Here is a 24684-nt window from a genome sequence, read left to right as displayed (position 1 = left end):
AACCATTCATGAAAAAATTGTACAAGAAAAAGCTTTGTCAGTTATTGGCTCTGCTACTGATAGTGGTGGGGATCTCCAATAGCGCACGAGCGCAGACGACCGTAACAGGGCGTGTCACTTCCCCTGATGGAGTAGACCCAATTCCAGGGGTAAACGTTGTTGTAAAAGGTTCTACCATAGGTACCATTACAGATGTTGAAGGAAAGTTCTCCATTTCTGTCCCTGCTGATGGTGTACTTGTTTTCAGTTACATTGGCCACGTAACGGAAGAAATCCCTGTTGGAGACAGAACTGTTGTAGATATTTCACTAACCCCAGATATTCAAACATTAAACGAAGTTGTTGTTGTAGGTTACGGTACCCAGGAAAAAGTTAACGTTACGGGTGCTGTTTCTGCTGTAAAGATAGATGAGAAGATCACAGGCCGCGCTTTAACTAACGTTTCTTCTGGACTTACAGGTCTTGTTCCGGGCTTAACTGCTACTCAGTCTTCGGGTATGGCAGGTAATAACAATGCCTCACTACTCATCCGCGGTCTCGGTTCCGTGAATAATAGCGGGCCACTTATTGTCGTAGATGGTATGCCTGATGTAGACATTAACCGCTTAAACTTTAATGATATTGAGAGCATTTCGGTACTCAAAGATGCAGCATCAGCTTCCGTATATGGTTCACGTGGTGCTAACGGTGTTGTACTGATTACTACAAAATCAGGAAAAGGAATGCAAAAGACACAGATTAATTATACTGGCTCCTATGCTATTGAAGAGCCAGTAAAGTCTTATGATTTCTTAGCCAACTACCCGCGTACGCTTACCCTTCATCAGCGTGCTGCAGCCGTAAATACCCTTCCATCGAACTTTATCTTTAAAAATGGTACCATAGATCAATGGATGGCCATGGGGATGGTTGATCCATTACGTTTTCCTAATACTGACTGGTGGGATATCATTGTGCGTGATGGAAAGATCATGAATCATAACTTATCAGCATCAGGTGGAAACGATAAATCGAATTTCTTTATTTCAGTTGGATACCTCGATCAGGACGGTATACAAATCAACAACGACTTCTCTCGCTACAACACCAGGTTTAATTACGATTATAAGCTTCGCGAGAACATGAACGTGGGGATCAGGTTCAATGGTAACTGGTCAAAGTTCACATATTCACTTGAAGATGGTTTTACAGATGATGATCCAACCAATACAGCAGGTTTTGATATGCAGTACGCTATTCCTGGTATTACTCCCTACAATCCTGTGTCTGGTTACTACGGCGGCGTAATGTCTTACGGTGAAGATGTTCAGGCATATAATCCGTATTCGGTTTACATGAATAACATTAATGAGCAAAATCGCCAGGAGATAAATCCTAATATTTTCATTGACTGGTCACCTATAAAAGGACTAACAGCTCGCCTTGACTATGCATTAAATTACTACAATCAGTTTCGCTACCTAGCTCCAATGCCCAACCGTGCTTATAATTTTCAGGCGAATGCATTTGGTTCAAGGGTTTATGTAGGAGACAATGCAGGTATTGCAAACTATACCAACACTGGTTATAAGACGCAATTGCAAGGCCGAATTAGTTACAACACGAAATTGGCTGAGAATCATAATTTATCTGCTTTAGTAGTTTACAGTGAGGAGTATTGGTATAACCGTTATCAATTAACATCAAGGAATGACAGACTTCATCCATCTCTTCATGAAATAGACGCAGCCCTTCCTCAGGTTCAGGTTACAGAAGGTAATTCAAATGAAGAAGGTCTTCGGTCATACATCGGTCGTATAAATTATTCTGCTTTTGATAAGTATCTATTAGAAGCAAGCTTCCGTTACGATGGATCATCTAAATTCTTAAAAGGACACCAGTACGGATTCTTTCCTTCTGTTGCTGTAGGCTGGCGCTTTTCAGAAGAAAACTTTATGGCTAGTGAAGGATGGCTTAGCAACGGGAAACTTCGCGCTTCTTTTGGTGGCTTAGGTAACAACAGTGGTGTTCAACGGTATGAGCAACAAGATGTTCTTTCAGGAGGCCATTATATGAATGGTAGTTATGTAACAAAAGGCTTGGTATATAGGAAAATGATCAATGAAGATCTTACTTGGGAAGAGACACAAGTGTTAAACGTCGGACTTGAGCTCGGTTTCCTTAACAACCGTCTTACTACAGAATTTGACTTCTATGATAGAAAGACAAAGGGAATGCTTCTCCCTTCTCAAATGTCTGTTTTCCTGGGAGGCGCATACGATGCACCTCGTGCTAACATAGGAGATATGCGCAACAGAGGTATAGAAGGTAATTTTACGTGGCGTGATCAAATAGGAGAAATTTCTTATTCTGTTAATTTGAATGCTTCGTATAATGCAAACACCATTGAAAACTGGAGTGAGTTTGTGGGAAGAGGAACTACTTACTCTGGTAATAATATTTTTGTTGGAATGCCTTATAACTATGTGTACAGCTATGTTGCCAGTGGTATAGCGCAAACCTGGCAAGACGTTTATAACGCTACTCCTCAGGGGGCGTCTCCTGGCGATATCTTACGCGAGGATTTAAATGGTGATGGTAGAATTGATGGTAATGACAGAAAGGCGTATAAGAATGTACAACGCGACAGACCAACAACAAACTTTGGTTTAACTGGTAACGTTGCATGGAGAGGATTTGATCTTACCTTCTTACTTCAAGGCGCTACAGGACGAAAAGATCATTGGTTGAATAATTACAACAACGTAAGTTTTCCAACGCAACGTTATGCTTCAACATGGGACCATTGGAATAATCCATGGAACTGGGATAACAGAAATGGTGAGTGGCCTCGTTTAAGTGGTAACGCAAACAGAGAGGAGTCTACTTTCTGGCTGGATGACATGAGTTACCTGCGTGTGAAAAACATTCAACTTGGATATAGAATTCCTTCAAATGTGCTTAGCAGAATTCGTGTGGCCAATGCGAGGATTTATGCTTCAGCGGAAAACATCGCGACAATTACAGGATACCGTGGTCTTGATCCTGAAAAAATAGGCAATAGAAGTGATGCCTATCCTTTGACCAAATCTTATGCTATTGGAATTAACATTGGTATCTAAAGATCACTTTTAAGTATGAAAAAATTAATTTTTAATATAGGAGTATTTGCTACATTAAGTACGCTAATGCTCTTTCCTGCTTCTTGTTCAGAAGACCTTCTCGATCAAAAACCTACGACAGAGCCTTTGGTTGAAGTTTTCTGGAAAAATGAAAATGATGCTGCGGCTGCCTTAATGGGTGCATACTCAAGTGTAAGGCCTCTTTTTGACCGTGATTATTATTTTGATGGCCACGGAGAGTATACGCGCGTAAGAGGTACAAGCGCAACAGATGGTAATCTCCGGTTAGGAGATGCTTATCATAATGGCAACTATAACCCATCAGGTTATGGTTCTTCATTTGACAAGTATTTCCGATACCTTTACGGAGGTGTAAACCGAACCAATTATGTTATTGAAAACACACGGAAGTTGTTGACAACAACTTCTAATGCAGAGGTAAGAAAAAGACTTGAAACCATCGTTGGAGAGGCTCGTCTACTAAGGGGTATGGTGTACTTTCGTCTTATCTCCATGTGGGGTGATGTGCCTTATATCAATAAGGTAGTTAATGATAATGATGAGGTGGCATCCATTGAACGCACTCCCATTGCTGTAGTGAAAGATTCTATCATGGCAGACTTTACGTATGCTTTTGACAAGCTTCCGGAAAAAAAACCTGGTATCGGTCGTGCAGGAAAACCTGCAGCCTTGGCGTTCAGAGGTAAGCTACAGCTTTATTGGGCTTCATGGAAGAGATTTGGATGGCCCGAGTTGGAGGGATTTACGCAAGATGATGCTGCAGCAGTTACTGCGTATACAAATGCGGCAGCTGATTTTAAAGCTGTAATTGATAACTATGGTTTAATATTGTTTAGAGGCGGCACTCCTGGTGACATGGACAGGTCGGGTGAACCAGATACTTTACCAAACTACTATCATTTGTTTCTCCCTGCTGCAAATGGCGATGCTGAATTTATTATGAATTTTGCACATGGAGGAACAGGTACAAGTCAGGGAGAGGAGTTAATGCGGGATTTTTCAGGACGTTCTCATGAAAGCTCCCAGTGTTGGGTTTCTCCCCGCTACGAAATAGCAGACCGTTATCAATTAACTACTACAGGTGAGTTTGCACCTAAATTGGTTCCAATGAACCCTACAACAAATGCGGCTGCAAGAACAACTATTAATTCGGCTGTAAATCCTCTGTCCTATGCAAATAGAGACTACAGAATGAAATCCTCCATTCAATGGGATTACGAAATGAGTATAGGTATGGCCTCACTTCAATCAACAGGTTTTGTACCATTTATTTATAATACATGGAATCAGAAGGTGGCCATTAATGGAGTAACTTATACAACTTATAATACAGACGGGTCTAACTCTGGTTATGTATTTAGAAAATTCGTACGGAACTATGCAGGGCAAGGACGTAGCGATGGTGATTTTGCATGGCCTGTTATGAGACTGGCAGACGTTTACCTGATGTATGCTGAAGCAACAAATGCTGTTCTTGGTCCCCAGGCTGATGCAATTGACCTGGTTAATAAAATCCGCCATCGTGGTAATCTTCCTCCGCTTACTGCTGCAATGACTGCAAGCCCTGAAGCACTCTTTTCTGCGATAGAACAGGAACGCATCATAGAGCTTGTTGCTGAAGGACATCGTGGTTTTGATTTGCGAAGATGGAGAGCGTTGGAAAGAGTTTGGGGACCACCAAACGGAAATGGTATTCAAACAAGAGATACCCATGGTGCAAACCGCGATGTGTACTATCGCAATACAGTTGAGCTTACATATCAGCAGAATTATATATTCCGTATTCCGCCAGGCGAACGTGATCGCAATAGCAATTTAACGCAGAATAAGCCTTGGTTGTAATTTTTAAACTGAGAACTCAAATATGAAAAAGTATTTTAAGATATCGTTAATAGTAGCACTTGTTCTGGTTTTATCAACAAGATGCTCTGATGATCTTCCTATTGATGAAGATGGCCTATTGATAACCAGGAGGTCAGAATGTTATGTAAGTAGTTTCGAATTACTAGGTACAGATTTTCAAACCGTAAGAACAAAAGCTGCGGCTATAGACACAACGGCTCAAACAATTAATGTAGAAGTTGCTTTTGGTACGGATCTAAAGAACCTCTACCCTCAGTTTACGTTGGTAACGGATGCAAAACTGGATCCTAAGATCACAGGAAAGGTTGATTTCTCAGACCTTGCAAATCCTAAACAATACACAGTTATATCAGGAAACCGTAAAGTGAGAAAGACTTATACTGTCTATATCACGGTACAACCTTAAACTTTAAAGTTATGACATTAAAAAATATAGGTTTTCTAGTAACGATTGTAGGTATGTTATTCGTTGTTCTCACAGGTTGTGAGGATGATGAATATTCACTACCCCAACCAAAAAATGAATTTCAGAATGATTGTATAAAGAGAACAATTGGTCCAAACCTCGTTGGTAACAGAATCGAGTTTGCTTATGCAATGGCACTACCTCCTGATCTGGGAGCTCTGGCCTCTGCACAGGTTGAAGCTTCTATTCCTGGTGCTGCGAATACAAGGTTTGATAACCTCGCTTATTATACAGCAGGCAATGGTGCTGATGTAGGCATTGAGGTTGCTTCTCCTTCCAGCACAGAAGGTAACTTTACAAACGTTACGTTCACCAGAGATACATTTGCTACAACATTGCGTTACTATTATGTTATTCCGGAGGAAGCTCGTGGCCAGTCGGTAAGCTTCACGTTTTCTGCGAAGGATTCTAACGGAAAAACTGTGAAATATGACATGGGGCCATACGAGATTTCAAATATGGACATGGCATTGGATAGAGCAGTAAATGGAACAGCTATGTACATTTCTGTAGCGGATATGGCAGTATATGATGCAGCACAGGCAGCAACCATGCCTGATAAAATTGATGTTGTATACTTATATAGAAGTATCGGTGGCAAAAACTTCAATCACGCATTAGTTGCTCCTGCAGCAGATCCTGTTTATCTTCCTGGAGTAACGTTACCTGCAGGTGTAGATAACAATACAAAGATTATTGAAACGCTGAACCTTCGTGACCAGCACCTCGCTCGTCTTCAATACGGGGTGTATGTTGATGAGGTAGATTTTAGAAATCTTAATTTATCTACTGCATCTAATTTTGCAATTAACCTTAAAGCTGAAAGCGGCGCATGGGTAGAAACTGAAGACGGTAAATATCGTGCATATATTTATGTGAACTCAGTAAATGCAAATGGTTCTGCTGTAATTAGCATGAAGAGATTAACGATGTTTTAATTTTTGATACTTTACATGAGTGGCCATTGGATGTTCTCCAATGGCCATTATTTTTATAAGGCCCTCCGATTTTAGTTCTGAACTAACACTTCTACTCATGCGAATATCCATGCCGCTATTCATTATTTGTTTAGTTGTTCTATTTACTACGAACAGGATATGTGCACAAAAAATTATTCATCCAGGGCTTGACCAAACAAAGGAAGACCTGGAATACATGAAGAACCAGGTACTCAAGGGCGAGCAACCATGGAAGAATGCTTTTGACAAGCTAAAAGATGAAACTGATCTGAATTTTATTGTAACACCCTTTACACACGTGCTACGGGGGCCCTACGGTAAACCTAACTTCGGGGGTGATGACCTTTCGAAGGGAGCAAATATGGCTTATAATTGTGCTTTGCTGTGGTATATCACTGAGGATAAACGATACGCGAAAAAGGCAATTGAAGTAATCCACAAGTGGTCTACGATGCTATGGGATTTCGACTATAATGATGCAAAACTTCTTGCCGGATGGACAGGACACTTGCTCTGTAACGCCGCGGAGATTCTTCGGTATACAGAATCCGGATGGCAAAAAGAGAATACGGATGAGTTTGTTAATTTGCTTTTAGGTGTTTACTATCCTTTACTGCGTTTTTACTATACACAAGCAAACGGCAATTGGGATGGTGCTATCATTCACTCCATCATGGCGATTGGTGTATTCACGGATAACCGGCAAATGTTCGATAATGCGATAGATCATTTCCTGCATGCGCCTTTTAATGGCAGTGTATTTAAATATATATATCCCAGCGGACAGTGCCAGGAGAGTACAAGAGATCAGGGGCATGTTCAGCTTGGGCTAGGTGAATTTGCAGGCGCAGCACGTATAGCATATACGCAAGGTGTTGATCTTTTTACTATAGCAGACAACAGAATTGCGCTAGGCTTCGAATACACTGCTAGTTTTGTTCTTGGCAAAAAAAACCATGGCTACGGTCCAATCTCAGAAAGAGTAAAGGATGTTAGGGATAATTATGAGTATGTTTACCGTCACTATTCGGCGGAAGGGTTGGAGGTGCCTTACACTAAAGCTGCAGCTGATTTAATTCGTCCTAAAGCGTCACGAAGTATCCTTACAGCGCAACGTGCACCATCTTCGTATAGGAAAAGGAAGTCCGGTACTCCTAAACCTGGTAGAATAGCTTATCCGGCGGGAGCAATGGAAATCAGCGCTGCACACCCGCCAGAGTCCATAAAGGTGGCACCAGGAGAGTCTTTACAAAACGCATTGAACGAAGCCTCGGGTACTGGAAAATGGGTAATTGCAGGTGCAGGTATTCATACACTCTCAACAACTCTTAAGGTACCTTCAGGCGTAACGTTAGCTGGAGAAGGACTTCGGACAGTATTGTTCTTAGATCCTTCCTCTGGGATAAGAGATGCAATCGCGAACACTGATGACAATATGCATGACGTAACAATTCGTGATCTTGTTGTTGAGGGAGCCTTAAAAACAGAGATTCCGAGTGATCCAAACTCGTCGCGTTCTTATCGGAATGGAGCTAACAGAGGAGGAATAATTTTCCTCGCATCGAAAGAAGGCGGCATGAAAAACATTAGCTTCATCAACGTAACAGTCCAAAATTGTACTTATAATGGTGTACTTGTTAGCGGTGCTACTAATGTTAATGTCATCAATTGCGACCTCAACGAGAACGGTTCAAGTGTTGTTCCAGGACCAAAATTGCAGCATAACCTTTTACTTACCCACTGCTCAAACATTACTGTAAAAGATAGTAGGCTCGATACTTCACCATTTGGCTGTGGAGTTTCGATAAGTCAGAGTAAAGAGGGAATGATAACCAATTGCGAAATTGCACGAAACGGTTATTATGGCGTTCTGATTTCAGAGAGCCGTGACATTTCTATAACAGGCAACCTCATAGAAGCAAATGATCGCAGTGGTGTTATGACTGAGTTCCTTTACCATGGTTCAGATAACATCTCCGTTAAAAAAAACATAATTCATTATAATAACGGGTATGGCGTTGAATCGTATGGTGTAAAAGATATAAAAGCAGAAAGTAACACTTACGCTGGTAATGGCAAACATAAAGATCAGCAAAAGCTTAGTACTGAAAAGTACATTATAATGGAGTAATGATTTGATTAGGTTTTACTAAAAGGAATTCGATATGCAAAAGAAATGTTTACTTCTTCTTATTGTTAGTATGGGCTTACTGTCTGTTGTAACAGGACAGCAGCATAAAGCTCCTGATTTTTCAAAACTTCCTGGACATCCTAGAATACTATTGCTCAAGGATGAGGAGAAGATAATAAGAACAGCAATTTCGCAAAATCAAATTTGGGCCGCGATGGATCAAGCTATTTTTAAAGAATGTGACAAGATAATTGCGCTACCTCCTGTAGAACGAATTCAGATAGGGCGACGTCTTCTTGATAAATCGAGAGAATGCCTTCGTAGGGTTTTCTATCTTTCGTATGCATCAAGAATGACAGGCGACGACAAATATTTTGTACGTGCGGAAAAAGAGTTGTTGGCGGTCTCAAAATTCAGCGACTGGAATCCAAGCCATTTCCTTGATGTAGCAGAGATGACAATGGCAGTTGCCATTGGTTACGATTGGCTTTTTGATAAACTTTCTCTTGAATCAAAAAAAATTATACAGGAAGCTATCGTAAAAAAAGGATTGGAACTTTCCTTTGATAATCGTTATAATCACTACCTCAAAGCAACTCATAACTGGAACCAGGTTTGTAATGCAGGTATGACTTACGGCGCCTTGGCTGTAGCTGAAGATTATCCAGAGCTTTCTGAAAAAATTCTGTCAACCGCTATAAATACTATTCACCTTCCTATGGATGAATACAAGCCCGATGGCGCATATCCGGAAGGATATGGATACTGGGGTTATGGGACCTCTTTTAATGTGATGTTTTTGAGTGCCGTAGAGAAAGCTTTATCTTCTGATTTTGGGTTAACACAAGTACCAGGGTTTCTTAGTACTGCAAAATTTCTTCGTAGCATGACTGGCCCAACAGGACTTTGTTTTAACTGGGGCGATTCTGGTATGCGAGGTCATCTGAGTCCTGCTATGTTCTGGTTCGCTCAAAAGTCAAACGATCCTTCACTGCTGTGGGTGGAAAAGGATTACTTAAAAACAAGCGATTTTTCCGGTTTTACTAATGATAGACTTTTACCTGCAATCATGATCTGGGGAAAGGGTATTTCATTTGATAAAATTGAAGCGCCGTCCCAAAACGTTTGGACGGGCCAGGGGGCCAATCCTGTTAGCATAATGCGTACCTCATGGAGTGATCCAAACGCTATTTATCTCGGCTTTAAGGCGGGATCTCCTTCTGTCAACCATGGTCATATGGACGTCGGCTCATTTGTTATGGAATCTGATGGCGTTCGTTGGGCTTCTGATTTTGGAATGCAGGAGTATGAATCGTTGGAGTCAAAAGGTATGCACATTTTCGGACGCACTCAGGATGCGCAACGGTGGACAATCCTGCGAATGAATAATTATGTTCACAATACTCTTACAGTAGATGGGCAATTGCAGCTCGTGAAAGGCTATGCCAAGATTGATAAGCATTCTGATGCTCATGACTTTTCTTATGCGGTATCTGACCTGTCAACTGTTTATGAGAATCAGCTAGCTTCAGTGAAAAGAGGTGTGGGAATTGTAAAGGGAGAATATGTTGTCATACATGATGAATTGAAGGCAACTGATAAACCTGCAACTATAAAGTGGGTTATGATGACTTCGGCTAATGTTGAGATCACGGGAAAGAATACAGCAACACTTACGAAAGAGGGAAAAAAACTTTTTCTTAGGGTTGATTCTCCTGCAAACACAACCATAAGCACATGGAGCACACAACCTACTACGAACTATGATGCTCCTAATCCTGGAACCATACTGGTGGGTTTTGAAGTAAACCTGAAGGGCAGTGAAGAGAATCAATTTACAGTGCTATTAATTCCTGAAAAAGCAGCTAAGAAAGCAAAAGCGAAAATAAAGCCGCTAAAGAACTGGTAGCAATTATTGGTTGCAGTAAGTATAGTCAAAGAACAAAGGAGATCACTTATGAGAAATTTGCCGTGCGTATTTTTAATGTTGTTTGTTGTGCCTTCATTAATGGCACAACAAAATCTGTTGAGTGGAAAATATAAACCCGAAGAGTTAAAAAAAGTATTGATTCCTCTGGCCGAATGGCATCCCTTTCCCAAGTTGGATGATCGCGAAGGATGGTCAAAAGCTGACCAGCAAACACTTCAGGCATACTTGAGACAAGCGGAGAATTATATTAATTACGAATGGCCCTATATTCCTGCTACCAAATCTTTGCTGATTGCACGCACAGGTGACAGGGATGAATACCAAACCATAAGTTTTAAAAAACGGGAAGTTTTGGGTTTGCTTCTATTTGCAGAGATCGCAGAGAATAAAGGACGTTTTATAGATCCAATCATCGATGGTGTTTGGTCGATTTGTGAGGAGTCGTTTTGGGGTGTTCCCGCGCATTTACCTCAATCCAAAGAATATGCAGGATTAATGGATGTCTCTGTTCCCTTTGTTGATCTTTTTGCCGCGGAAACTGCTACATATCTGGCGTGGGTAGACTATTATTTAGGAGATAAACTGGATGCAGTCTCTCCTCAAATACGAAAGAGAATTTACTTTGAGACGAACAATAGAGTTTTTCAGCCACTACTGACGAAGCCTCATGGTTGGATGAAAACCAACGACAATGGTAGAAGACCCAATAACTGGAATCCATGGATTTGCTCTAACTGGCTTAATTCTGTTTTGCTTTTGGAAAAGAATGAGGATAAACGCGCCGAAGGAGTACATAAAGCGTTAATGGTTCTAGATGAATATCTTAATCCGCATCCACTTGATGGCGGATGTGACGAAGGGCCAAGTTATTGGGGAGCCGCAGCTGCCTCTTTATACGATAATATTGCATTGTTAAACCTTACCACTAAGGATGCTTATAGTTATGTATTCCGGGATGAAAAATTCAGAAATATGGGGAAGTTTATATATCGCGCACAGATCAGTGAAAAGTATTTCCTGAACTTCGCCGATGCAGATCCTCAACCAGGGTTATCAGCAACAATGATATATCGTTACGGCAAAGATATCCGGGATGAAGACATGATGAAGTTTGGAGCATACTACAGAAAGCCAAATGACGGTTTACTTCCTCGGTTTCATTACTTCAGAAATTTCTTCTCGTTGTTCATTCAGCAGGAATATGATAAGGCAGCTCAGGGTTTGCCTCTTCCTAAAGATGTATGGTTACCTGATCTGCAGGTTATGGCAGCGAGGGACTATCAGGGTTCAACAAAAGGTTTCTTTATGGCAGCTAAAGGAGGCAATAATGATGAAAGCCATAATCATAATGATATTGGTAATTTTGTTGTTTACTACGACGGACAACCTTTGCTTATTGACGTAGGCCGCGGAACTTATACACGTAAAACATTTAGCGCAAGACGTTATGAAATCTGGTATAACTGTTCTGATTATCATAATGTGCCAACCATTAATGGAAAGACGCAGCCACCAGGCGGAGAGTTTAAAGCTACAAACGTCGAGTATAAACAAGGAAAATCATTTGCATCTTTCTCTTTGGATATTTCTAAATCTTATCCTCAAGAAGCACATGTAACGAATTTTAAGCGAACTATTCGTTTGAATCGATCAAAAAGCGTAACAGTAGAAGATGTTATTAATTTAAGTGCTGCAAATGAATTAACAGAACACTTGATGACTTCCTATCCCTCAGAAGTAACAAAGGCGGGTGAAGTAATTATACATTATAAAACAGCTGACGGAAGTAACAAAGATTTTAAAGTGCGATTTAATAACGATCAACTTGAAGCTTCAATAGAAAAGGTTCCTCTAACTGCTCCTGAAGATAAGGGCATCCTTGCGAAGTGGGGTGATACTATTTATAGAATCAATTTTAGATCAAAAGTACCGAAGACAACCGATAAGATAAGTTTTGAAATAGCTGCAAAGTGAAAAATATGCAGTTGATATTTTTAAACCTTACATTCCTGTTTCTGATAGCTTTTCTCAATACATTTTCACAATCAGAAAAGGAAGGTTCGAGTAATACTACTGTAAATGGTTACAGAGGTATCTGGTTTACGCTGAACCAGTTTTCTACTTACGGAGATAAATATTCTGGAGGACTCGGCACATATACAGCACACCATATTCCTATGGCTATATACGCACCTGAAGTAAACAAAACTTTTTTTGTCTACGGAGGAACGACTGATAAACAGGCCCGGCACTTACTGTGTATGATCGGTAGTTTCGATCATAAAACAAAGATGGTTAGCAAGCCTACTATTGTTCACGACAAAGGGGGAGTTGATGACCCGCATGACAATCCAAGTATTATGCTTGATGGTGAAGGTTATGTTTGGGTATTTGTAAGCGGAAGAAATACGACCAGGAAGGGTTATAAATACAGAAGCAAACAACCATATTCAATAGATGCATTTGAACAGATAACTGAAGAAGTATTTACATATCCACAGCCTTGGCATGTGAAGGGACAAGGATTTTTTCATTTCTTTACAAAATATACTGGCGTTCGCGAGTTGTATTTTGAAACAAGTACTAATGGTAAAACATGGAGTGATGACATTAAGCTTGCAGGAATAAAGGCATCTTCAGACATAAAGAGCGGACACTATCAGGTAAGCAACCATTATGGGAATAAAATAATAACATTTTTCAATTGGCATCCCAACGGTAATGTAGATAAACGAACAAACATATATTATCTCGAAACTTCTGATTTTGGTAAACATTGGCAAACAATCACCGGAATTAGCATCAATATACCACTGCAAGATGTCAACTCTATGGCACTTGTATCTGATTACATCAGTCAGCAAAAGAACGTTTATCTCTGTGATGTAACTTTCGACAAGCATGGCAATCCCATTTGTATTTACCTTACAAGTAAAGGACATGAGCCTGGTCCTCAAAATGGACCCCGTGAGTGGCGGTGTTTGTACTGGACCGGAAAAAAGTGGGAAGATAATTTAATTTGCACTTCAGATCATAATTACGATATGGGTAGCCTGATAGTTAACGGTCAAACTTGGACATTAATAGCACCAACCGAAAATAGCCCACAGGTACATGGGTCCGGAGGAGAAATATCAATGTGGCAAAGCAAGAATAAGGGACATTCGTGGAGGGAAATAAAAAGGGTAACACAGCAAAGTGATAGAAACCACAACTATGTAAGACGGGTTGTAAACGGAGTGCCACCTTTTATTTACTTCTGGTCGGACGGTGATCCGGGTAAGCAAAGTATTTCCTACCTGTATTTCGGAGATTATGAAGGACATGTCTGGCAGCTACCCTATACTATGCAACAACAGGAAGAGTTGCCACATCAAATACGTTAAAGATACCCATATATGAGAATATTCATCATTAAAGTTTGCTCCATTGCTATTATACTAAGTATAACATGTATTTTTTGGGCTCAAGCACAGTTTTTTAAACAACCTGAAACATTTATTGTAGATATGGCTGTTCTCCAAGCAAGTAAAAAAAACATTCTAAACGGAGATGAGGCGCTGAAAGAAGCACTAGATAATTTGGTAGCCGAAGCAGATGAAAGTTTGCTTCACCGACCTTACTCAGTAGTCTATAAAAGTAAAATTCCGCCAAGTGGTAGCAAGCATGATTATATGAGCGTTGGCCCCTATTGGTGGCCTGACACCACTAAGGCGAATGGTCTTCCTTATATTCGAAGGGATGGAGAAGAAAATCCAGAGCGACATACAATTAAAGACGCCGACTACCTAAAAGCACTTGCACATGATGTTAAATTGCTAGGTTTGACGTTTTATTTTACCGAGGATGAAAAGTACGCGCAGCACGCTGCATCTCTTTTGAAGACATGGTTTTTAAATAAAGAAACAAAGATGAATCCTAACCTGAATTTTGGCCAGGCCATCCCCGGTATAACTGAGGGAAGAGGAATTGGATTAATCGATACCAAACCATTGGTTGATGTTGTAGACGGTGTCCAGCTTATTAAAAATTCAAAAGCCTGGACAAGTTCAGATCATAAAGAATTATTAAAGTGGTTTAAAGAGTTTATGACTTGGATGATGACAAGTACATTGGGTAAAGACGAACTAGATGAACACAATAACCACGGTACTTATTACGATCTGCAAGTGGTTTCCTTTGCCCTATTTACCAATCAAAAGGAACTTGCAAGGAAAATAATTATGGAACAAACTATACCGCGAATTGCAGAGCAGATAAAGCAAGATGGAAGCCAACCGCACGAGTTAGCAAGAACAAAATCCTGGGGGTATGCGTCGATGAATCTTAAAGGTTTTTTTGGACTTGCCCGCCTTTCAGAGCATTTAGAAATTGACCTATGGAATTATGAAACATCTGATCATAAGAGTATTAAAAAAGCTTTTGAATGGATGCTACCTTATGTCAAAGAGGAGTTGCAATGGACTTATCAGCAAATCGAGCCTATTCAATGGAAAAGCTTCCTACCGTTGATTATTATCGCTGAACCACATTATCCAAATTTAGACCTAACACCTGTAATTAACAAACTGAAAACAGAAAATAGTAATTCGGTTCTTTTTATAACACACAGCGTTTTTTATTGATATTACTGAGTTAGTGCGTGGCCTTACTGACACCTTCAGAAGACATTATTACTCTTTTCATCGTTCCGTCTTCATTATAAAAAAGGTGATCTATACATACAGAACGTCGGTGGCTTCCGCCATGTTTAAGACTTCCGTTGTGATAGAAAAAGTAATCTTTGCCTTTGAATTCTATTATAGCAGGTCTGTTGGTTTCGCAGTTACCTGCTATTTCATTAAGTATGCCTTTAAATTCCCAGGGTCCGGTGATAGATCTACTCATAGCATAGCCAACCTTTTCAGGAAATTCATAACCGTAGGATAAGTAATACGATCCGTTCTTCTTATGAAGATGTACGCCCTCCTGAAACTCAGGAAGATTAAGTGTATTTATAGTTCCATCAATCTCAATCATATTTTCCTTAAGTTTTGCGTAGTAGCAAATATTCTTTCCCCAGAAGATATATGCTTGTCCATCGTCATCCACCAATACGCTAGGGTCAAAGTTGTCGGTACCTAGTTTTATACCCATTTGTGTTGTTATTAATGCAGAACCCCTTGCATCTTTAAATGGTCCTGTTGGATGTTCAGATATTGCTACACCTATAGCCTTTCCAGGTATGGTAGCATGCGTAACTGCAGCATACCAGAAAAACTTGTCATAATGCCTGATAACGTTAGAGGCATAGGCATCCCCACTGGCCCATTTGAAATTTTTTGCTTTAAGGGGAACAGGATGTTCTGTCCAATGAATGAGGTCTTCAGAAGAAAAACATAGCCACTCATTCATAACATATTCATATCTGTCAGGTAAGGCTTCATCATGACCTGTATATAAGTATACTTTTTGCTCATGAACAAGTACTGTTGGGTCTGCAGTAAATTTATGCCTTATAATAGGATTGCCCAGGCTAGTCATAATTTCCTTTGTCTCCATAACACGAATAATTTAGTCTTACTAAAGTATTTAACTTACTCTTTTTAGTACATGTTCACATCACTTGTTAATTCGCTTAGGTATTTGTTGAATGTGTTTAGGTTTTTAAAGGCATCGCCCTTCGTATTGTTAAAATATACAAACACCTTTTTCTCTTCATTCAACCAACCTCTTACGTATTCGGCATACTCCAGGAGGAAGGCATCGGTATAGCTACCACCGTAATTTCCCGTCGGCCCATGAAACCGTATGTAAATAACATCAGATGAAGTAGTTTTAACGGGTGTAGCAGATTTGGGAATATCATGAATTACAAGTGTGACATTGTAAAATGACAACATTTCATAAACATCGTTGTGATACCAACTTTTGTCACGAAACTCAACCACTATATTCCATAAATTATCAGCGTCATTGAGTTTGATCTTATCCAACAGGTGATCTACCTGGCGAATACTCTCTTTTTTTAAACTTGGTGGAAACTGTACAAGTAAGCATGCTCTTTTTTTGCCGGCATGAGAGATTGTTCGTATAAACTGCTCAATGTGTACCGCATCAAACATAAGATTCTTGGTGTGTGTTATTTCCTTAAAGAGCTTAAAGGTAAATTTAAAATTATCGCCAACGGAAGAAGCCCAGCGTTCCAGCGTAGCGCTTCTTGGGATCTTATAGAAGGTACTGTTAACTTCGATGCTGTTAAACAGAGAATTGTAATACGTTAGACGACTCGATTTCTGGAACTCAGTAGGATATTGATATTTTGGATTGGGAAGCGCTATACCACTAAGACCGGAATAGAAGTTTTGTATGCCTTGCATTTATTATAAGGTATTTAATTGTACTTCACAATCTGGGCAATATGAATGTAGCGGTCATATCAGCATAAATAAATAACAAGGCCTGTCTTTCAACAACAGGCCTTTGTACTTACACACTATATATTGGATTAAACTTTTTCCTTTCCCATTGCTTCTCGTTCTTGTTCAGATGCAGCATGGCCAGGTCTTTCTTTTCTTTCCCCTTGTTCTTTATCTGAGGGTTGCATGTTTTTCTGCATGTTGGCGGCATTGGCGCTGTCAGGCATTGAGTTCATCATCCCAACCATCACTTTATTCTGAGCTCCTGAAATAATACGGCTCTTGCCGCTCATGAGTGCTTGATACCCATCTTTAGCCACTTCAGCAGGATCAGCCAATTTATGCTCCTGGTATTCTTTACTGTCGGTTAGGTCAGCTTTGTGAAAGAAGTCAGTGTCAGTTCTGCCAGGTAGCAATGCTGTAATAGTGACATTCGTCTCTGCTAGCTCTTTCGCTAAAGCTTCCGAGAAAGACAGAACGAACGCTTTGCTTGCGGCATAAACGGAGAACTCAGGCGCTGGTGTTTTAGAAACTACGGAAGCAAGGTTTAAGATCTTACCATTATTTCGTGCAACCATATCGTCAAGGAATAACTTAGTTAGCGAAACGAGTGAAACGATGTTAAGCTGGATCACATCGATATGTCTTTCGAAGGGCACTTCGTTAAACTTACCCTTCTGCCCCTGACCAGCATTATTAATCAGTACATCTATCTGGATGTTCCTGGCCTTAAGTTCATCGTATATTTCTCTTGCCGCGTTAGCTTCAAAAAGATCTTTGTCTAACAGTAAAACGTCTACACCCAGGTCCTGGAACTCATCACTTACTTCTAACAGCCGGTCTGATGATCTGGCTACCAGTACAAGATTGTATCCATCTTTCGCCAATAACTTAGCTATCTCATAACCTATACCGCTTGTACCGCCTGTTACCAGAGCATACTCATTTCTTTTATTTTCATTGTTGGTTGCCATATACAAATATTTTAATGAATAACCGGTAAAATTCCATTCCATATAGGAAGGCTTAACTTAGAATTACTTTGTCTGGGATTAACAAGCAGCAGTAAACTTGATGGCTACAACCGGTATATAAATTGATTATGGTTAAACTAATCTAGGGTGATTACTTTATTTTGCGAGAACTACTATATTCACGTTCCAATTAACACTTCAGCCGTTTGAACGTTTTTAGACAATTTCATCTCGTCAACGACAGTGTTATTTGAAAGGTTTTATTCCTGGTTCTGTTAAGAATTCTTATCGTCTTTTCTAAAGTTGGATGGAAGTAATTGAGCAGCAGTTTAAGAATGCCTTTGCCTATGCTCCTATAGGAATGGCCATTATTAGTGTAAGGGGAAAGGTCTCTTACGCTAATAAAGTATGGCTGCGCCTTTTTGAATACACAGAAGAGGAGATGATGGATAAGCAACTAATCGAGCTTACTTATCAGGAAGATCGTGCTAAACTTACCATACATATCGACCAGCTCCTTGAGGAAGACGACAAGGGAATTGCTGTTGAAAAGAGATGTATCAAGAAAAGTGGTGAGATTATTTGGATAAGGCTCAATCTTTCCGTTGTAAAGAATGACGACGGTAGTACACGAGAACTTCTTGGACTTGCTGAAGACATTACTGCCGAGAAGAAAAGCAAGGAACAATTAAAACAAAGTGAAGAGCGTTACAGGTCGCTGGCAGAGAACTCACCCGACCTGATAACCAGACATGACAGAAATTTCCGTTACCTATATGCAAGCCCGCAGATCTACCAATTCATAGGTGCAAAGGCTGAAGATGTTATAGGTAAAACATACCGAGAGGTAGGACTTCCGGAAGAGCTATGTGTTTTTTTTGATAAGCATCTTGCTATTGCCTTTCAGACAAAGCGCCTGAATATCTTAGAGCATGAAATGCCAGGCTGGAACGTACACAGTTACTCGCGGTTGGTGCCCGAGTTTGACGAGAAGGGTGAAGTAGTATCTATATTGGTACTAACTTCTGATATTACTGAAAGGAAAAAGGCAGACGTGGAGCTACAACGACTTGCCGCCCACCTTCAACTTGCGACAGAATCAGCACAGCTCGGAACATGGTGGTATAACATTAAAACCAAAAAAATTGGCTGGTCTCCTTTACTCAAGAGAATGTGGGGGTATGACACTGAAAGAAATGATTTGGATTTTAACCATTGGCACGGTGTGATTCATCCAGCTGACAAGCAAATGGCACTAACACTCCTTCAGCAATCTTATGAAAATCATACTCCTTATGACGCTGAATACCGTATAATAAGAGCAGATAATGAAGAATTGAGGTGGATCAGATCATTGGGAAAGTATCATCATAACGCCGAGGGTGAGCTCACTACATTAACGGGTGTAAGCCTTGATATTACAAGTCAGAAGGAGACTGAAGAGAAGTTGAGAAAGAGCGAAGAGCGTTTCAGAGGTACTTTCGAAAATGCTGCAGTAGGGATATCACACGTTTCACCTGAAGGAAAATGGCTACTCGTTAATCAACGCCTTTGCGAAATTACAGGATATTCTGAAGAAGAATTGCTTCAGCGCACTTTTCAGGATATTACTTTTAAAGATGATATAAACGAAGACGTTGACCTACTGCGTCATCTATACAATGGTTCTATTCCTAATTATTCGTTAGAGAAGCGATATATTCATAAAAGTGGTTCTATTATATGGGTAAACATTACCGTTGCCCCGGTAAGGGATAGTAAGGGCAAACCTGAATATTTTATATCTGTAATAGAAGATATAAACGAAAGAAAGCTTGCACTGGAAAAGCTTAAGTTAAGTGATGAGCGTTTTCGTCTGCTTAACAAGGCCACACGCGATGCTATATGGGATTGGAATTTGTTTACAAATGAACTGATATGGAATGAGGCTGTAACTACGGTGCTAGGCTACCGAACTGACGAAGTAGATAATTCTATTAACTGGTGGAAAGAGCGGATTCACCCTGACGATCGGGAGCAGGTAATAAAGGGTATTTACCAGGTAATTAATGAAGGTGGCAGCTCATGGATGGACGAGTATCGATTCAGATGCAGTGATGGAAGTTATAAATCCGTGTTGGATAGAGGTTTTGTACTTCAGAATCACGAAGGCAAATCTATTAGGATGTTAGGCTCTATGCAGGATGTCACTGAACGGAAACGCTTTGAGGCCAACTTGAAAGAACAGGAAGAAAGGTTCCGTACACTTGCTAATTCCATTTCACAACTATCATGGACTGCCAATGGCGATGGCTGGATATACTGGTACAACCAACGCTGGTATGATTATACTGGTACAACCTTTGAAGAGGTTCAGGGTGATGGCTGGAAGACAATTGTACACCCTGATCACTTACTATATACAACCACGGTTTTGAAAGAGGCATTGGATAGAAGTGAGCCTTTTGAACTTACTTTTCCTATGCGCAGAAGGGACGGGTTTTACCGTTGGTTTTTAACACAGGCATATCCTCTAAAAAATTCAGAAGGCAAGGTGGTACAATGGGTAGGCACCAGTACGGATATTCATGATCAAAAAACAGTTTCGGAAAAATTAGAAATACTTGTGGGTGAGCGAACCAAAGAGTTACAACGCTCTAACGAAGACCTTCTTCAATTCGCACATGTTACAAGTCATGATCTTAAAGAGCCCGTAAGAAAAATTAAAATATTCGCCAGCAGGCTTGAAAGTGAGCTACAGAATACCTTATCAGACAAAACGAAGTTGTTTTTGCAGAAGATCCAACATTCTGCAGACAGAATGGGTGCTATGATCGAAGGTGTTCTCGCATATTCAACGGTAAATGCACTCGAGCAAAAGATTGATCAGATAGATTTGAACCAGATAATCAGAAACATTGAAAGCGATCTTGAAGTAGTTATTCAGCAAAAGCAGGCAATTATTAAAACAACACCTTTGCCAAGCATCCAAGGTGCAGGTGTACTTATTTATCAATTGTTCTATAATCTTATCAATAATTCATTGAAGTTTTCTAAACCCAATGAACCTCCATTTATTTCTATAAGCGCAGCTAACGTAGAAAATGGTTTTGTCAAGATTATTATTAAAGATAATGGGATTGGTTTTGAAGGAGAGTACGCTGAAAAGATCTTCAACGCATTTATCAGATTAAATACCAAAGACAAATTTGAAGGAACTGGGCTAGGTTTATCGCTTTGCCGGAAGATTGTGCAACGACATGGCGGATCAATAAGAGCTTCTGGTAGAAAAAATGAAGGTGCTACCTTTCAGATAATGTTACCCATTAAACAAGCCTCTGTAATCCTTTAAAATCTCTGTTCTTGCTTTTAATACTGTACCTTGTAACAAAGTGACCTTTTTGACACGATTCAGGGGAAATAAAGGTATAAAAGCAGCATTAAAGTTATTTGAATTGTAAGATGTCCATTTTACGCTATTTTACTTAAACGAAGACTGAAGTAACCTTTTCTCCAAATAGGGATTAGGAAGACCCCTATATGCAGAAAGATCTGTAACATAATTGTTATGTATGGCATATAATGAAAAACTGGCCGATCGCATACGTGAAAGACTTGCTGAAGTACCAAAGGTAGATGAAAAACAAATGATGGGAGGTCTGATATTTATGGTCAATGATAAGATGTGTATTGGAATCATGAAAGATGAAATGATGTGCAGGATTGATCGTGAGATAGTAGATACTTTACTTGAAAAGCCAGGTTGTCGGATAATGACGCTTGAAGGTAAACGTATGAAGGGATGCGTGCTTATAGATGAAACAGGAATGAAGTCTTCGAAGGATTTTGAATATTGGGTAGCGCTCTGTCTCGACTTTAACAAGAGAGCCAAACGTTCAAAAAGAAAGTAAGAACTTTTGCCATCTATCTATCTATCAACAACCATCCATTTTATATTTGATATTTGCATGGCTAAAAATAAACATGTTAATCCGAAAGAATACAAAAGCATTTAAAACCATCGTAGAGATTGTTGTCGCATGTCAGAGCATGGAAGACCGCGAGAAGCTCATCAGGCTTTTCATTACCAAAGCAGGCGACACCATTCGTGAAAGAATAAGCATTGAAGGCATTCAGGGAGAGTCAGCGCTTTTTTATGAGATGACTTTTCAGGCAGTGTTAAACAATCTGAAGTCATCCAATCACCAACTGCACGAAAGCGATGAGATGCCAGGTATCTATTTCTTTCATAGTAGCTCCAATAAAGTATGGGACGAGACGCCTTTTGAATTTGACGAAGCAGTAAAAAAAGAATTCTCTTCCTTGCCAGAACTCCCTACAGTGAGGAAAAAGGAGAAGGCAGAGAAATTTGTTATTCCTTCGCCTAAAGTAAAGACAGAAACTCCTCCTTTAAGAAAAGAGAAGGATGTACAGAAACCTAAGGTGAAGGCGGAAGATAAAGGCACCAAACAACCTGACTACAAGCTCAAACGTAAAATCCATTTTACTGATCTGGATAAGGTACTCTTCAGGCAGCCACAATTGAAGAAGAAAGACGTGCTTGATTATTATAATAAAATTGCAGACTTCATATTACCTTATCTTAAAGACCGACCGCTGCAGATCCAACCGGATTCGATCAACAACAAAAAGCATACTGTGTACAAGAATATAGCAGAGTTAAGTAAGGACTTTGAAGAACGTACGAATGGGCTTAGCCTTTCCAAAGGAAAAGAACAATTACTGCTTTGTAACGACAAAGATGACCTGCTGCAATATGTTGAACTTGGATGCATAGCATTTCATGTTGGTCATTCACGTTTAAAATCAACCGCGTTTTCTGATTACATTGTTATTGGTGTTGATTCAGATGCTGCATTTACAAAGATGATCGAAGTTACCCTTACAGTAAGGGATATCTTAACAGGTCTTCAGTTACCATCCCTCGTTAAGACCAACGGTAATTCAGGATTGCATGTCTATATACCACTAGATGCTAAAAGTGATTTCGGTACAAGTGAAAAAGCAGGAGAATATCTGTGTAAACTTGTCAGGCTTAAATTGCCAGATCTTGCTCGCCTTAAAGATTCTGACGCCTCCTATGGGAGCGTATTTTTGGATTACCATGCTAACAAGCAAGGTGTAAGTGTTATAGCGCCATACTCGTTCATACCTGGGCAGTCAGCACTGGTTGCAACACCCCTTTTGTGGGATGAGGTCAAGGAAGAGCTTCAGGCAGAACAATTCAATCCGGAATCAGTTTTAAAAAGACTTAGACAAGTTGGAGATCCATTTGAACCATTGTTTAAGAAAAAGGTTAATGCAGAGGCACTGTTAAAAAGGCTGGAAGAGAATTATGCTTTCTTGTTTTAAGAATTTCCTTTGCCTCTGATGTTGGATAAGCGCGAGTTGAAGAATCAAGTGCTTGTTTTGAATATCGTAAGCATTACCTTCGCGTCAGTTATTTGAATTAAAGTATTACACATCCTATGCCTAAATACAACGCTTTTATCTTCGACATGAACGGTACAATGATTAACGATATGCATTATCATGAACTTGCATGGTATAAGGTAATTGTAGAAGAGTTGGGTGCACCGCTTACACAAGAAGAACTTAAACATCAGCTTTATGGAAAGAACGAGGAGTTGTTTGAAAGGGTATTCGGTGCGACAAAATTTACAAAAGAAGAAGTGGATTCTCATTCTCTACGAAAGGAGTTAAGATACCGCGAGGAATTTTTACCCTACTTAAAGTTGATTGATGGGTTAGATACTTTTTTAACCAGAGCAAAATCTGAAAAAATCAAGTTAGCAATAGGAACTGCTGCAATCGTGGGAAATGTAGATTATGTCTTGGATAATCTTAACCTAAGAAATTTGTTTTCAGTTATTATTGGTCCGGATGATGTAGCAGTAAGCAAGCCGCATCCGGAAGTGTTTTTAAAAGCAGCACAAGGACTGAAGGTTATGCCTGAAGAATGTGTTGTATTTGAAGATTCACCAAAAGGTATTGAAGCTGCCCGACGCGCAGGCATGAAGGCAGTAGGCGTTGCTTCTTATCATACAGCTGACGAGCTGCAAAATACAAATGTTCTTTGCGTTATTAACGACTACAACGATAAGACATTAAATTCATTGGTGTGGTGAAGAAGATAGTTTGAGTTAAGATTATGAAATCCTTTGTTATTCAGAAGAGTACATTTGATTTTCTGAAGAAGCTTTCTGTAAATAATAATAGAGAATGGTTCGCTTCGAATAAAGCGAAGTACGAAGGCGCAAAAGAAAATGCCGAGCAGTTTATTGATGCGCTTATCGCGAAGATGAATGAGCATGACGACCTGGAGACGCCCTCAGGAAAAAAGAGTTTGTACCGTATTTATAATGACGTCCGGTTCTCTGACGACAAGACACCCTATAATCCACGTTTCGCAGGATATCTTAAACGAAGGAAACCTTTTCTTCGTGGTGGGTATTATTTCTGGATCAAGCCTGGCAATTCACGTATTGCATGTGGATTTGCCCATCCTAACCCTGATGATTTGAAACGAATTCGGCAAGACATAGAGGTAAACTATGAAGACTGGTATAAGCTTTTGAAGTTGAAAACTGTTGTGTCTACATTTGGGGCGATGCAGGGCGAACAGGTACGAACGGCACCGCGAGGTTTCGAAAAAGATCATCCTGCTATTGGACTCTTGCGTTTTAAGCAATTGTGGTTCGAAAGATCGTTTGCAGATAAAGAAGTACTTGCTGATGATTTCTTACTGAATGTTAACAAGAGCTTTAAAGCCATACGTCCTTTCTTTGATTATGTGAGTGAGGTGCTGGGTACGGATTTGAATGGGGAGACGTTGTAAATG

17 protein-coding genes are annotated in these 24684 nt (G+C 40.0%); 14 read left to right on the top strand and 3 right to left on the bottom strand.

Annotated features, from left to right (window positions below; all coding sequences use genetic code 11):
- Positions 1-8 precede the first annotated feature (8 nt).
- The 9 genes from KK060_RS10800 (at position 9) to KK060_RS10760 (ending at position 15096) form a co-directional block, all read left to right on the top strand.
- Positions 9-3101 (top strand): SusC/RagA family TonB-linked outer membrane protein, encoded by a 3093-nt coding sequence (locus KK060_RS10800; protein ID WP_254153740.1) that lies wholly within the window; start codon positions 9-11, stop codon positions 3099-3101.
- Between the two features lie 15 nt (positions 3102-3116).
- Positions 3117-4964, top strand: a complete 1848-nt coding sequence (locus KK060_RS10795; protein WP_254153739.1) for a RagB/SusD family nutrient uptake outer membrane protein — start codon at positions 3117-3119, stop codon at positions 4962-4964.
- A 22-nt stretch (positions 4965-4986) separates the two neighbouring features.
- Entirely contained in the window at positions 4987-5391 is a 405-nt protein-coding gene (locus tag KK060_RS10790; RefSeq protein ID WP_254153738.1) for an SGBP N-terminal domain-containing protein, read from the top strand.
- A gap of 11 nt (positions 5392-5402) precedes the next feature.
- Positions 5403-6389, top strand: coding sequence for a DUF4466 family protein (locus tag KK060_RS10785; RefSeq protein ID WP_254153737.1), 987 nt, complete (start codon positions 5403-5405; stop codon positions 6387-6389).
- A 97-nt stretch (positions 6390-6486) separates the two neighbouring features.
- Complete coding sequence (locus KK060_RS10780; protein WP_254153736.1) at positions 6487-8541, top strand: right-handed parallel beta-helix repeat-containing protein; 2055 nt, start codon at positions 6487-6489, stop codon at positions 8539-8541.
- Between the two features lie 34 nt (positions 8542-8575).
- A complete protein-coding gene (locus tag KK060_RS10775; RefSeq protein ID WP_254153735.1) occupies positions 8576-10450 on the top strand; it encodes a heparinase II/III domain-containing protein in 1875 nt (624 codons plus the stop codon).
- A 48-nt stretch (positions 10451-10498) separates the two neighbouring features.
- Positions 10499-12445: a heparinase II/III domain-containing protein gene (locus tag KK060_RS10770; RefSeq protein WP_254153734.1), complete on the top strand. Its 1947-nt coding sequence runs from the start codon at positions 10499-10501 to the stop codon at positions 12443-12445.
- Between the two features lie 5 nt (positions 12446-12450).
- Complete coding sequence (locus tag KK060_RS10765; protein WP_254153733.1) at positions 12451-13857, top strand: BNR-4 repeat-containing protein; 1407 nt, start codon at positions 12451-12453, stop codon at positions 13855-13857.
- A 12-nt stretch (positions 13858-13869) separates the two neighbouring features.
- Positions 13870-15096: an alginate lyase family protein gene (locus KK060_RS10760; protein ID WP_254153732.1), complete on the top strand. Its 1227-nt coding sequence runs from the start codon at positions 13870-13872 to the stop codon at positions 15094-15096.
- A gap of 10 nt (positions 15097-15106) precedes the next feature.
- Here the strand turns inward: KK060_RS10760 and KK060_RS10755 are convergent, their stop codons facing one another.
- From KK060_RS10755 to KK060_RS10745, 3 genes are all read right to left on the bottom strand, one after another.
- Positions 15107-16012, bottom strand: a complete 906-nt coding sequence (locus KK060_RS10755) for a glycoside hydrolase family 43 protein (RefSeq protein WP_254153731.1) — start codon at positions 16010-16012, stop codon at positions 15107-15109.
- A gap of 44 nt (positions 16013-16056) precedes the next feature.
- Positions 16057-16830: a DUF72 domain-containing protein gene (locus tag KK060_RS10750; RefSeq protein ID WP_254153730.1), complete on the bottom strand. Its 774-nt coding sequence runs from the start codon at positions 16828-16830 to the stop codon at positions 16057-16059.
- Between the two features lie 128 nt (positions 16831-16958).
- Positions 16959-17885, bottom strand: a complete 927-nt coding sequence (locus KK060_RS10745) for an SDR family NAD(P)-dependent oxidoreductase (RefSeq protein WP_254153729.1) — start codon at positions 17883-17885, stop codon at positions 16959-16961.
- Positions 17886-18150: 265 nt separating this feature from the next.
- Between KK060_RS10745 and KK060_RS10740 the strand changes: the two genes are divergently transcribed.
- The 5 genes from KK060_RS10740 (at position 18151) to KK060_RS10720 (ending at position 24681) form a co-directional block, all read left to right on the top strand.
- The gene (locus KK060_RS10740) at positions 18151-21174 is read left to right on the top strand and encodes a PAS domain-containing sensor histidine kinase (RefSeq protein WP_254153728.1); all 3024 of its coding nucleotides are present in this window, start codon (positions 18151-18153) and stop codon (positions 21172-21174) included.
- A 220-nt stretch (positions 21175-21394) separates the two neighbouring features.
- Entirely contained in the window at positions 21395-21733 is a 339-nt protein-coding gene (locus KK060_RS10735; protein WP_254153727.1) for a TfoX/Sxy family protein, read from the top strand.
- A gap of 73 nt (positions 21734-21806) precedes the next feature.
- On the top strand, positions 21807-23195 hold the full coding sequence (ligD, locus tag KK060_RS10730) for a non-homologous end-joining DNA ligase LigD (RefSeq protein WP_254153726.1): 1389 nt from the start codon (positions 21807-21809) through the stop codon (positions 23193-23195).
- A 116-nt stretch (positions 23196-23311) separates the two neighbouring features.
- Positions 23312-23971, top strand: a complete 660-nt coding sequence (locus tag KK060_RS10725) for an HAD family hydrolase (protein ID WP_254153725.1) — start codon at positions 23312-23314, stop codon at positions 23969-23971.
- A 23-nt stretch (positions 23972-23994) separates the two neighbouring features.
- Positions 23995-24681, top strand: coding sequence for a DUF2461 domain-containing protein (locus KK060_RS10720; RefSeq protein WP_254153724.1), 687 nt, complete (start codon positions 23995-23997; stop codon positions 24679-24681).
- Positions 24682-24684 lie beyond the last annotated feature (3 nt).

The organism is Chryseosolibacter indicum (assembly GCF_018598585.1).
In the GTDB taxonomy this organism is placed as follows: Bacteria; Bacteroidota; Bacteroidia; order Cytophagales; family Cyclobacteriaceae; genus Chryseosolibacter; species Chryseosolibacter indicus.
Note: the sequence above shows the minus strand (reverse complement) of the source record. Positions and strands in the feature narration are given on the sequence as shown.

Bases quoted from the DNA above. Each gene is read 5' to 3' on its own strand.
- KK060_RS10800 (WP_254153740.1), top strand. From the start codon at position 9: ATGAAAAAATTGTACAAGAAAAAGCTTTGTCAGTTATTGGCTCTGCTA.
- KK060_RS10795 (WP_254153739.1), top strand. From the start codon at position 3,117: ATGAAAAAATTAATTTTTAATATAGGAGTATTTGCTACATTAAGTACG.
- KK060_RS10790 (WP_254153738.1), top strand. From the start codon at position 4,987: ATGAAAAAGTATTTTAAGATATCGTTAATAGTAGCACTTGTTCTGGTT.
- KK060_RS10785 (WP_254153737.1), top strand. From the start codon at position 5,403: ATGACATTAAAAAATATAGGTTTTCTAGTAACGATTGTAGGTATGTTA.
- KK060_RS10780 (WP_254153736.1), top strand. From the start codon at position 6,487: ATGCGAATATCCATGCCGCTATTCATTATTTGTTTAGTTGTTCTATTT.
- KK060_RS10775 (WP_254153735.1), top strand. From the start codon at position 8,576: ATGCAAAAGAAATGTTTACTTCTTCTTATTGTTAGTATGGGCTTACTG.
- KK060_RS10770 (WP_254153734.1), top strand. From the start codon at position 10,499: ATGAGAAATTTGCCGTGCGTATTTTTAATGTTGTTTGTTGTGCCTTCA.
- KK060_RS10765 (WP_254153733.1), top strand. From the start codon at position 12,451: ATGCAGTTGATATTTTTAAACCTTACATTCCTGTTTCTGATAGCTTTT.
- KK060_RS10760 (WP_254153732.1), top strand. From the start codon at position 13,870: ATGAGAATATTCATCATTAAAGTTTGCTCCATTGCTATTATACTAAGT.
- KK060_RS10755 (WP_254153731.1), bottom strand. From the start codon at position 16,012: ATGGAGACAAAGGAAATTATGACTAGCCTGGGCAATCCTATTATAAGG.
- KK060_RS10750 (WP_254153730.1), bottom strand. From the start codon at position 16,830: ATGCAAGGCATACAAAACTTCTATTCCGGTCTTAGTGGTATAGCGCTT.
- KK060_RS10745 (WP_254153729.1), bottom strand. From the start codon at position 17,885: ATGGAATGGAATTTTACCGGTTATTCATTAAAATATTTGTATATGGCA.
- KK060_RS10740 (WP_254153728.1), top strand. From the start codon at position 18,151: ATGGAAGTAATTGAGCAGCAGTTTAAGAATGCCTTTGCCTATGCTCCT.
- KK060_RS10735 (WP_254153727.1), top strand. From the start codon at position 21,395: ATGGCATATAATGAAAAACTGGCCGATCGCATACGTGAAAGACTTGCT.
- ligD (WP_254153726.1), top strand. From the start codon at position 21,807: ATGTTAATCCGAAAGAATACAAAAGCATTTAAAACCATCGTAGAGATT.
- KK060_RS10725 (WP_254153725.1), top strand. From the start codon at position 23,312: ATGCCTAAATACAACGCTTTTATCTTCGACATGAACGGTACAATGATT.
- KK060_RS10720 (WP_254153724.1), top strand. From the start codon at position 23,995: ATGAAATCCTTTGTTATTCAGAAGAGTACATTTGATTTTCTGAAGAAG.